The 10,138-nt window shown below is 39.1% G+C and carries 11 protein-coding genes; 5 read left to right on the forward strand and 6 right to left on the reverse strand.

Going from position 1 to position 10,138, the window contains the following annotated elements; genetic code table 11:
- Together B3Q46_RS07540 and B3Q46_RS07545 are read right to left on the reverse strand one after the other, a co-directional pair.
- Positions 1-821 (reverse strand): universal stress protein (locus tag B3Q46_RS07540; RefSeq protein ID WP_286714064.1); only part of this gene is annotated, 821 nt, incomplete at its 3' end.
- 12 nt (positions 822-833) lie between these two features.
- Positions 834-2,321 carry a SulP family inorganic anion transporter gene (locus B3Q46_RS07545; RefSeq protein WP_005146104.1) on the reverse strand — a complete coding sequence of 496 codons (1,488 nt, stop codon included), beginning with the start codon at positions 2,319-2,321 and terminating at the stop codon, positions 834-836.
- A 499-nt stretch (positions 2,322-2,820) separates the two neighbouring features.
- Here B3Q46_RS07545 and B3Q46_RS07550 point away from each other — a divergent pair, with 499 nt between their 5' ends.
- Positions 2,821-3,132, forward strand: a complete 312-nt coding sequence (locus B3Q46_RS07550; protein WP_009509004.1) for a BrnT family toxin — start codon at positions 2,821-2,823, stop codon at positions 3,130-3,132.
- Positions 3,095-3,409, forward strand: coding sequence for a BrnA antitoxin family protein (locus B3Q46_RS07555; protein ID WP_009508993.1), 315 nt, complete (start codon positions 3,095-3,097; stop codon positions 3,407-3,409). Before B3Q46_RS07550 ends, B3Q46_RS07555 begins: the two co-directional genes overlap by 38 nt.
- A gap of 34 nt (positions 3,410-3,443) precedes the next feature.
- On the opposite strand, the gene B3Q46_RS07560 is transcribed toward B3Q46_RS07555, so the two are convergent.
- The 4 genes from B3Q46_RS07560 to B3Q46_RS07575 form a co-directional block, all read right to left on the reverse strand.
- A complete protein-coding gene (locus tag B3Q46_RS07560) occupies positions 3,444-3,701 on the reverse strand; it encodes a hypothetical protein (RefSeq protein WP_180004482.1) in 258 nt (85 codons plus the stop codon).
- A gap of 209 nt (positions 3,702-3,910) precedes the next feature.
- On the reverse strand, positions 3,911-5,074 hold the full coding sequence (locus tag B3Q46_RS07565; RefSeq protein ID WP_005006199.1) for a zinc-dependent alcohol dehydrogenase: 1,164 nt from the start codon (positions 5,072-5,074) through the stop codon (positions 3,911-3,913).
- Positions 5,075-5,590: 516 nt separating this feature from the next.
- Positions 5,591-5,782: a YqaE/Pmp3 family membrane protein gene (locus tag B3Q46_RS07570; RefSeq protein WP_004282089.1), complete on the reverse strand. Its 192-nt coding sequence runs from the start codon at positions 5,780-5,782 to the stop codon at positions 5,591-5,593.
- Positions 5,783-5,811: 29 nt separating this feature from the next.
- A complete protein-coding gene (locus B3Q46_RS07575) occupies positions 5,812-6,093 on the reverse strand; it encodes a hypothetical protein (RefSeq protein WP_009509001.1) in 282 nt (93 codons plus the stop codon).
- A 209-nt stretch (positions 6,094-6,302) separates the two neighbouring features.
- Here B3Q46_RS07575 and mobQ point away from each other — a divergent pair, with 209 nt between their 5' ends.
- The 3 genes from mobQ (at position 6,303) to B3Q46_RS07590 (ending at position 9,787) form a co-directional block, all read left to right on the forward strand.
- Positions 6,303-7,739: a MobQ family relaxase gene (gene mobQ / locus B3Q46_RS07580; RefSeq protein ID WP_272361955.1), complete on the forward strand. Its 1,437-nt coding sequence runs from the start codon at positions 6,303-6,305 to the stop codon at positions 7,737-7,739.
- A gap of 527 nt (positions 7,740-8,266) precedes the next feature.
- Positions 8,267-9,160 carry a replication initiation protein RepM gene (gene repM, locus B3Q46_RS07585; protein WP_004734502.1) on the forward strand — a complete coding sequence of 298 codons (894 nt, stop codon included), beginning with the start codon at positions 8,267-8,269 and terminating at the stop codon, positions 9,158-9,160.
- 63 nt (positions 9,161-9,223) lie between these two features.
- Positions 9,224-9,787: a plasmid replication DNA-binding protein gene (locus B3Q46_RS07590; protein ID WP_009508997.1), complete on the forward strand. Its 564-nt coding sequence runs from the start codon at positions 9,224-9,226 to the stop codon at positions 9,785-9,787.
- Positions 9,788-10,138 lie beyond the last annotated feature (351 nt).

Genomic DNA, 10,138 nt, shown 5'->3' on the forward strand with positions numbered 1-10,138 from the left:
CTTGATAACAATTTGGTCGTCGTACTACCAATAAAAAACTGGCGTATCTTTGAATGACCATATGCACCAATCACAATCATATCAATAACGTTTTTTTCTTGATAATCCAATATAGATTTCTCAACATCACCTTCAAGCACACTATCAATGACATCAAAACCATTATTTGCAAGTAGCTCTTTTGCCCAAGTGACTTGTGATGTCATATCACTATTTGGCTTACCAACATATACCACATGAGCTGTCAGGGTTTTTAATAAAGGGCTATTTGCAATTTTGTCTACACAAATACGTGCAGTAGGACTTCCATCAAAAGCAATTAAAAATGACTGAGGTGGACTAAACGGTGAGGATGTGATTAACACGGGTTTATGAAGAGCACGAACAACATTTTCAATATGGGTTCCAACTTTACTGGAATTGTGCTCGGTTTCAGTTCCATGCTTACCCATAACAAGAACTCGAATATCCTCTTCCATTCCCATGATTGTTTCTAAAAGACTGCCATGGCGTTGAAAGCTTTGAGCATCAATAGAGAACTTCTCCAATAGATAGTTTTTTGCTTCCCGAAGAAGAATTTGGCCATGCTCTAGCTCAATTTTCCCCTTACGTTCTTCCAGTTCAACCAACTCGTTTAGCAAGGTTTCTCGACTTCCTAGACCAATTGCACCACTTAAATCTTGTGGTGCTTTCGCTTTTGGCTTATCAATGACATGCAATAACTGAAGAGGTGAATTCAATTTATCGCTAAACCAAGCTGCATAATCACAAACGGTATTTGTTGCTAATGATCCATCAATACATGCAATAATTTTTGACATAATTCATCCCTCTTAGTGGCTATTTAAGCGATCTAAAGCATCTGGCTTATCATGGATACCAAACTTATCGACTAACGTTTTACTGGCTTCATTCATTCCAATCAGTTCGACTTCTGTTCCTTCACGTCTAAACTTAATGACCACTTTATCTACGGCAGCGACCGCAGACACATCCCAAAAGTGAGCCTGACTAACATCAATCACAACTTTTGAAAGTGCTTCTTTGAAATCAAATGCAGACGTAAATTTATCTGCCGAGCTGAAGAACACTTGACCCGTCACCGTATAAGTACGGGTACTTTCAGGTTCATTAAATTCGGACTGAATTGCCATGTAGCGTTCAATTTTGTTAGCAAAAAATAATGCAGAAAGAAGAACACCGACTAATACGCCATAAGCCAGGTTATGTGTGGCAACAACCACAACCACTGTCGCTATCATTACGATATTGCTAGAGAAGGGATATTGGCGAATATTGCGCAGTGAATCCCAGTTAAATGTTCCGATTGAAACCATGATCATTACGGCAACCAGTGCAGCCATTGGAATGACTTTGAGCCAGTCACTGATAAACACCACCATAATTAACAGGAAGACCCCCGCACTAAAGGTAGATAAACGGGTACGACCACCAGATTTCACATTAATAATTGATTGACCGATCATGGCACAGCCTGCCATTCCGCCTAAGAAGCCTGAAGCGACATTGGCAACGCCTTGTCCTTTACACTCACGGTTTTTATCACTGGTGGTATCTGTTAAATCGTCGACAATCGTTGCTGTCATCATAGATTCAAGCAAACCGACGGCTGCTAATCCCAGTGAATAAGGCAAAATAATAGCTAAAGTTTCAAGATTTAAAGGAATATCAGGAAGCAAGAAAATTGGAAGAGTATCTGGTAATTGCCCCATATCACCTACGGTTCTTACATCTAAACCAATGAACAAGGCAAAGAGCGTGAGGAGTACAATACAGATGAGGGGAGAGGGTAAAAGCTTGCCTATTACTGGGATATAGGGGAATAGATAAATAATGGCTAAACCACCAATTGTCATCGCATAGACATGCCATGTCACATTGGTGAGTTCAGGCAATTGGGCCATAAAAATTAGAATAGCCAAGGCATTCACAAAGCCAATCACAACCGACTTTGACACAAAGCGCATCAATGCACCTAATTTTAGATAGCCTGCTAGGATTTGAATAAATCCTGTCAAAATTGTGGCTGCTAATAAGTATTGCAGACCATGCTCTTTAACCAGTGTGACCATTAATAAAGCCATAGCACCAGTTGCAGCAGAAATCATCCCTGGACGACCGCCTACGAAAGAAATCACCACGGCAATACAGAATGAAGCATATAACCCTACCTTAGGGTCGACACCTGCAATAATTGAAAAGGCAATTGCTTCAGGAATTAGAGCCAAAGCAACAACAATACCCGCAAGAACATCCCCGCGAATATTGGAGAACCATTGTTCTCGAATAGTGGATAACATGAAAATAGCCTATTTTTTTAAATTTTAGGAAAGGCTAGTGATGTGATATATGACACACAAGCTACTACACCACATCACTAGACAGTGATGAGTTATTTACTGTTTTAAGAGATAAATAAACTTATGGTGGCGTAAGTGTCATATTAAGAAAGATATCTATTTTGGAGGGTTTCGGGGGCAATGATAGCAGTTAGGCCCTTTTCTATCCACCCTAACCGCAGTACTGAAGTAAAAGTAAGAATGATCATAGATAATTTTAGAATTGATTTATGTCCATTTAACATAATGGCGGTTATACGAAGTACACTTGTATATTAATATAAATATCAAATACTTATTTAAACTATAAAAATCTAAAAATGCCCAAAAAGCCGATTTTGAAACAAGTCGGCTTTTTTATGAGCAGTTTTGATATATTCCGCCAATAAAAATTGGCTAAATTTTGCAAAATTTACAATTTTGTATTAACATTTTTATATTAACAAAAAGCGATGCAACTATGAAAATTGAGTTTTCATGGGATGAGCATAAAGCAGAAATAAACCTTAAAAAGCATGGTGTAGCTTTTGAAGATGCAACATTGGTTTTTTATGATGCTCATGCCGTCTTCAAACAGGATCGCTTTGAAAATGGTGAATATCGTTGGCAAGCGATAGGTCTCGTACATGGGCAGACAGTTTTATTAGTGGCTCATACTGTACAAGATCATAATGGGATTGATCATATCCGTATTATTTCAGCACGACAGGCAGAGAAAAAAGAGAGGAAACAGTATGAACAAAACCGTTACTTACAAAGTAGATTTGAATAAACCTCCTGTCTTATCTGAAGAACAAAAGACAAGACTTGAGGCATTAGATAAACGCCCAGACAGCGAAATAGACTTTTCAGACATCCCTGAACTTGATGAAAGTTTTTGGAAAAATGCTGTACAAAATCCTTTTTACAAGCCGACTAAACAAGTAACTACGGTTCGCATTGATGCAGATGTCATGCAGTGGCTAAAAGCCCAAGGCAAAGGCTATCAAACACGAATGAATAAGATTTTGCGTGATGCAATGTTGAATGATTTGAAAAATCATTCATAAAAAGGAGCTTAAGCTCCTTTTTATTTTATTTGAATTAATAATTAACTTTAATATAGATCTTATCTTCGATATTAGAAGAGTTAACACTATATCCTTTTTCTTTTAAGCTTTTTTCTACAAAATTTAATTCGCTCTGATCGACAACTTTCGATAAAAAAGCAACTACTATCTCGGTTTTTCCTAACTTAGAGTTAGCTGAAATTGCGTTCGCTACTTCATTTAACATTTCATCAGAACTTAGACTAAATTTATCTGCATTTTCACGCGCTTCTTGGGCTGAGATTAATGACATTTCATCTTCCTAATTGATTAAAAACTATAAAAATAATCTAGTTTTATTAAGAAGAAGTCAATTAGATGATCATAGTCATACGACTATTTATGTCGCATCATTATTTAACATAAAATCTCTTATACGCAATTCAGTTGTAACCCCCAAATGGAAATGTCCGATTTCTCCAAAGTAAAAAAGCGCCTGATGGCGCTTTCCTTTAATCATATTTATGGCGTCAGAATAACTTTACGACAGTCTTCTTCTTTTTTATCAAAAATACGGTAACCTTCCGCAGCATCTTCCAGTTTCATGCGATGGGTAATAATCAGATCTGGAGACAGATCTCCATTTTCAATATGTTCTAGCAACTGCGGCAAGTAATTATGCACATGAGTTTGTCCCATTTTAAAGGTTAAACCTTTGTCAAAGGCATCACCAAACAAGAAGCCGTGAATTGGACCGGCATAAATTCCAGGTACACTCACCACACCGCCGCGGCGGACCGCTGCAATACATTGTCTTAACGCTGAACCACTCGAACCTTCTAATTTCAGGTTAGTCATTACGGTTTCCAGCATGCTGCCTTTGGCTTCAAAACCGACCGCATCAATGACGGCATCGACTCCACGATAACCCGTGGTATTTTGAATGATAAATTCAGCGGCATCGACTTCATCAAAATTGACCGGAATCACCCCATAGGTTTGATGTGCGAAACTCAGACGATAAGGATGGTGATCGACCATAAAAATCTGCTCGGCACCGAGCATCCGCGCACAGGCAGCAGCCAGCAGACCAACTGGGCCAGCACCATAAATCGCCACACTGGAACCTCGACCAACTTGGGCATTGTTCACTGCTTGCCAGGCGGTTGGTAGAATATCGGTCAGGAATAATACTTTTTCATCAGGCAGGGAGCCTGGCACTTTAAATGGTCCGACATTGCCCTTGGGGATCCGCACATATTCAGCTTGACCACCCGGTATACCACCATATAGATGGCTAAAGCCAAATAAAGCTGCCCCTGGTGGAATCTGTTTTTTATTGAGAATTGCACCACGGCCGGTATTGGTATTTTCACAGGAAGCCATGAGTTCATGTTCACAGAAAAAACAGTGACCACATGCAATCACGAAAGGAATAATGACCCGGTCGCCTTTTTTGACTTCGGTGACTTCAGGGCCGACTTCTTCTACAATTCCCATAAATTCATGGCCGAAAATATCGCCATCTTCAGTGGCCGGAATTTTACCCCGGTATAGGTGCAGATCTGAGCCACAGATGGCAGTCGCTGTCACCCTTAAAATGACGTCATCTGGTTCCTGAATCACTGGATCTGGAACGGATTCAACTCGTACATCCCGAGCACCATGATAGGTAAGAGCACGCATGCGGATTTCCTCTCTCTAGTTCAACATTAAACAGACTCGTATCAAGGCTGCCAAAAATAAAAAACACTTTTATTAGAGCCTTATGCGCCAAGAAATCGCTGTAAATTAATGTATGAAATAAGACATCCGAGTGTTTAAAAAATAAATTTATATAGGGTTTACGTAATTCGTGATCTTATGTGTCGAATGAATAGAATAGAAAAGAACAGAATTAAAGAAACACCTAGATTGTTAGAACCCATTTCTAGCTACCTTACCCATATTGGATAGGAGCTTTGTGGCAAAATAGAGTGAACTCGATAAAAAATGAAACCCTCTAATTCTTGTTTTAATTATTTTTCTAACTAAGAATTAGAGGGTTAATTTCTTTACCTCTGGAGTTTTATAATTATTGTTATAAAATTTATTAAATCACTTATTGCTCAAATAATCTTCACAATCTGATCATTCACTCATGGATAAGTGTGATGGAAATCACAAAATCAATCAGATCTAAAAATCACACAATTACACTATTTATGATGAGCGAATTGCTCTTTTAATTTTCTGATCAGTCTTGTATTGCGACAAAGCATAGACCGCCCAGATCGCAGCCGGGATCCAACCTAGAACTGTAATCTGAAGTAGCAAACAAATGATGCCTGCAAATGGTCGTCCTATGGTGAAAAACAGTAGCCAGGGAAAAATTAAGGCAATTAGTAATCTCATTTCAAATTCCTATGTATCTTTTCAAGAAATTAGTAATTAACTGCCGACAGATCAAACAGCTTACGATCTCTTTCATCCATTAAATATTTATCCATCTGAGCAATCAGTTTTGCTCTGGCTTGTTCATCATCTTCGGTAATTTTCAACATGCAGGATCCGATTAAAATCTTGCGTCTGGTATCGTCCTTTCGTGCCTGCTCTTTCTCTTTGGCACGTTCTCTTGCCAATGCTGCCTGTCTTTGAGCCTTTAACTGCTTCAGCTTCTCTTCCTGGGCCTTAATTTTACTGTCTAATGTTTCAGTAATGCTCATTCATTCAATACCGTCATCCAGGGAAACCATCCCTAACATAAGCGCACTTGAATCTGCATTCAAGGTGCTATATGTATAGTAATGTTTTCCTCGAAGAGCGCACTTATGCAAACTTCGTTTGCAAGTCCGATTGGGGTCTCCCCAATACCCCGACAACCGTAGACACGGTTGTATTTCACTACGTGAAAATTTAAAAGCGAAAAATAGGCATGGCGATTTACCACTTTTCAGTCAAAACCGTAGCACGATCAGCAGGACGTTCCGCCACTGCTGCAATCGCCTATCGGGCTGGTGAAAAGATCTATTGTGAACGTGAAGGCCGAGAACATGACTACAGCCGAAAAACTGGTGTGGAATACAAAGAGATTTATTTACCCAAAGACGCACCAGAACATTTAAAAAACCGGGAAAGACTCTGGAACGAAGTTGAACAGCGCGAAACCCGAAAAAACTCGACAGTTGCCCGGGAATTTGAAATCGCTTTTCCAAGTGAATTAAATCAGGAACAACGCCTGGCCATGCTCGAAGAACTATGCGCCAGTATCGTGGACAGACATCAGGTGGCCGTTGATGCCTGTATCCATGCCCCGCATACCGGATCCGGCAGTGATGAACGCAATTATCACGCCCATATCCTGATGAGCACACGCAAGCTCATTCCCGAAGGTTTTACCGAGAAAACCCGGGAACTGGATCAGAAACACAGTGGAGAAATCGAACACTGGCGCAAACACTTTGCCGATATCTGCAATATGCACCTGGACATGGCCGGATACACCGCCCGAGTCGACCACCGCAGCTACAAGGACCAGGAGAATGGTCTGGAAGCCACCCTGCACGAAGGGCCTAAAGTCACCGAACTGCGCCGAAAAGGGATTGAGACCGAAATCAGCCGAAGCAATGACGAAATCAAACAGAGAAATCAGGCTCAGCTGCAATACAGCAAAAATATGGATCTGCTGATTGCTGAAAATGAGATCAAACTCAGCACACTGAAAACAGAACAGCAGATCCAAATCAAAAATAGCGCTAAAACGCCACCAATTGACGAAAAAGCCCTGTTTGAGGAAAAACAGAGGGAAACCCTTGGCAAAGTGCTAAAACGCGAAATCAGCGCAAAAGACGCGAATCTAGACCTGGATTTCATGCAGCGTAATCTCAAACAAGCCGAAATAACCCTGACCAAGCACCACAAACATCAAAATGAGTTCAATCAGCAGCTTGCCCAGGAGATCGTGAAAAGCGGACTCAAGCAAAGTCATGACAAATTGCAAAGCCTGGTCGATCAACACAACGAATTAACTCAGAACAAACCCTTACTGTTTGGAAAAAAAGCCTGGGAAGCCCAACGTGATGCGATTTACCAGGAGCACAAAAAGCTGAAAGGTCAGCATGAACACCAGAAAAAACATGGTGTGAAGGATTTATTGGAAAATGAAAAGTTTAAAGAACATGCCTGGAAGCAGTACCAACAACAACATCCAGCCAAAGCCAAGCAATACCAGACTCTATACCCATCCTATCAAGTCATTAAAAAATGTGTGGATGAGATCAAAGCAGAACAACAGATGAAACTCAGACAGGAACAACAGCTCAAAGCACAGCAACATGCGCCTAAAATGAAATCTCGTGGCATGAGTCGCTAAACAGAGCGAGTGTCTACGAGCGAACTGAGAAAATTTGCCCATCCCTTTCCCTGATTACAAGCTCCCTATCCATTAATCACCTACCCTACAGAGCATCCCGCATGGGTGCGAACTTTCCAAATTTGATTCTTAAATCGAGCGTAGCGAGAAAAAAAGCTCATGAGCGAAGCGAATTCCGAGCTGCTTTTGATCTTGCTTTTGCTTTTCCTCAAATTCACGAAAATATGAACCAAAAATTGCCCCGACGAATCGAGCGAAAGCGAGATTCAATAGAGTTTGAGCGAAGCGAAAACCAAGGGCAATTTTTCAAATTTCCTTTTTTAATTATTTTTAAATATTTTAAATCTTTTCAGCCCTCTGTATGCCTTTAGTAGCAATGGTTTCAGCATTTAAATATGACGGATTGACTACTAACTATGACGGATTGACTACTAACTATGACGGATTGACTACTTAACTATGACGGATTGACTACTAACTATGACAAGTATATATTTGTCATATATTAAAAATTAAATGGTTTTATTTTGGATAAGAATCAAGTTGTAAAATCAAATCAAGTTATAGAAGCTTCATATCAATTAAGTGCCGTAGAGCAACGTATTGTCTTAGCAGCCATTTCACGTATTCCAAAGAATCAACCCATCACAGATGATGAGTTATACCCAGTGAGTGTTAATGAATTACAGCTCCTAGGAGTACACGAGAAAACAGCCTATAGAGATTTAAAAGAAGGGATTAATAGACTTTATGAAAGGTCTATCAACCTCTCTGTGGACGATAAATCTATCAAAATGAGATGGGTACAAGAGGTTCAGTTTTTAGATAGTCAAAGTGTCATTGGTATTCGCTTTTCAAAACCAATTTTGCCTTTTATATCCAACCTAAGTAGAGAATTTACGAAATATGCTCTATCTGATATCGCAGGTATCAACAGTGGGTACGGTATCCGTATCTATGAGTTACTGGTGCAATACAGACAAATAGGTAAGCGTGAAATCTCTGTTGATAATCTACGAACGATGCTGGAACTAGGTAAAAAGTATCCGTTATTTGCTGATTTTAAAAAAAGGGTAATTGATACTGCTGTAGATCAAATAAATGAATACAGCCCTTTACGTGTGACGTATGAGCAGAAAAAAACAGGTCGTAAAGTTACTCACATTACTTTTTCTTTTAAAGAAAAAACAAAAAGTATTGGTCAGGAAAGTACAGACATACCGAAAGAGTTCTATAAGTTAACAGATGCTCAGATAAACATGTTTGGTAATCAACTATCGCGTCTACATGAACTTTCTCATCTAGCACGTGAGGGTGAGAGCTATGAAATATTGGCTTCAAAAATCAAGGAAAAACTTAGAGATCCAAAACAACAGAAGCAGTTTTTACCTTACTTACGGAACTTAGGCTTCAAACCTTGAGTGTATTGAAGAATACACTTATTGTATTCTTCAATACGTATCTTAAATACACAGTAATACACTATGAAAACAAGTACAAAATACAGTGTTAGTGATGCTGCCACACTGTATAAAAAATCTAGAGCGACACTTTATAAAGATATAAAAAATGGGGTATTAAGCCGTGATCATGATGGCTTTATAGACTTTTCAGAATTATTGCGTGTATATGGTGAACCGTTTTCTGGAAAACAGTCAAAACGTATTGATACGTCTCTAATACAGAATCTGGATACACCCGAATACACTGATAAAACAGTAGTAGAGTTAAAAAATCAGATCGACTTTTTAAAGAAACAATTAGAAAAAGCAGAAGATAGAGAGGCTAAAGCTAATGCTCGTATTGATACGCTTCTTACACTAATTGAAATGAAGCCACCTAAAGCTAGTAGTGAACCTAATAAAGAGAATATTGAAAGTAATATTTCGCCAAACCCAACTGATATGGCAACAAATATTCAGTTAAAGCAGGTTAAAGAGGACGGATTGACTACTCCAGAGAACAAACGTATCCCTGTTCCGGAACATGTTGAGCCTGAACCTAAGAAGAGGGGCTTCCTGAGCCGTTTTTTCCTTCCCTATGGTTAGCCAGGACTCCAATTTTTTGATGAGCCAATTTCAGTGCAAGCACATGAAATAATGACTCATCAAAAAACCGGATGAGGTTTATTAAAACTGAATAAAACCGTGGAACATTGCTTACTTATTGACCGTGGAACATGAAAAATTGCTAAAACAGCCTAAGAGAGCGTGCATAGGCTGTTTTACACCTATAAATCATTGTTTTAAAAGGGAAATTTTTGCGAATTTCGTATAAGGTGTATTATGTTAATTTTAGAAATTCTAAAAAAGGGATAGTTTTTAACTATCCCTTTATCTTGTAAAAATTATCTTAGTAATAATACTGGTTTTGTAGAACTTGATAACAATTTGGTCGTC

Origin of the sequence: Acinetobacter sp. UBA2581 (assembly GCF_002339435.1) — a bacterium.
GTDB lineage: Bacteria > Pseudomonadota > Gammaproteobacteria > Pseudomonadales > Moraxellaceae > Acinetobacter > Acinetobacter variabilis.

Excerpts from the sequence above, each read along its gene's own strand:
- B3Q46_RS07545 (WP_005146104.1), bottom strand. The coding sequence starts at position 2,321 with ATGTTATCCACTATTCGAGAACAATGGTTCTCCAATATTCGCGGGGAT.
- B3Q46_RS07550 (WP_009509004.1), top strand. The coding sequence starts at position 2,821 with ATGAAAATTGAGTTTTCATGGGATGAGCATAAAGCAGAAATAAACCTT.
- B3Q46_RS07555 (WP_009508993.1), top strand. The coding sequence starts at position 3,095 with ATGAACAAAACCGTTACTTACAAAGTAGATTTGAATAAACCTCCTGTC.
- B3Q46_RS07560 (WP_180004482.1), bottom strand. The coding sequence starts at position 3,701 with ATGTCATTAATCTCAGCCCAAGAAGCGCGTGAAAATGCAGATAAATTT.
- B3Q46_RS07565 (WP_005006199.1), bottom strand. The coding sequence starts at position 5,074 with ATGCGTGCTCTTACCTATCATGGTGCTCGGGATGTACGAGTTGAATCC.
- B3Q46_RS07570 (WP_004282089.1), bottom strand. The coding sequence starts at position 5,782 with ATGAGATTACTAATTGCCTTAATTTTTCCCTGGCTACTGTTTTTCACC.
- B3Q46_RS07575 (WP_009509001.1), bottom strand. The coding sequence starts at position 6,093 with ATGAGCATTACTGAAACATTAGACAGTAAAATTAAGGCCCAGGAAGAG.
- mobQ (WP_272361955.1), top strand. The coding sequence starts at position 6,303 with ATGGCGATTTACCACTTTTCAGTCAAAACCGTAGCACGATCAGCAGGA.
- B3Q46_RS07590 (WP_009508997.1), top strand. The coding sequence starts at position 9,224 with ATGAAAACAAGTACAAAATACAGTGTTAGTGATGCTGCCACACTGTAT.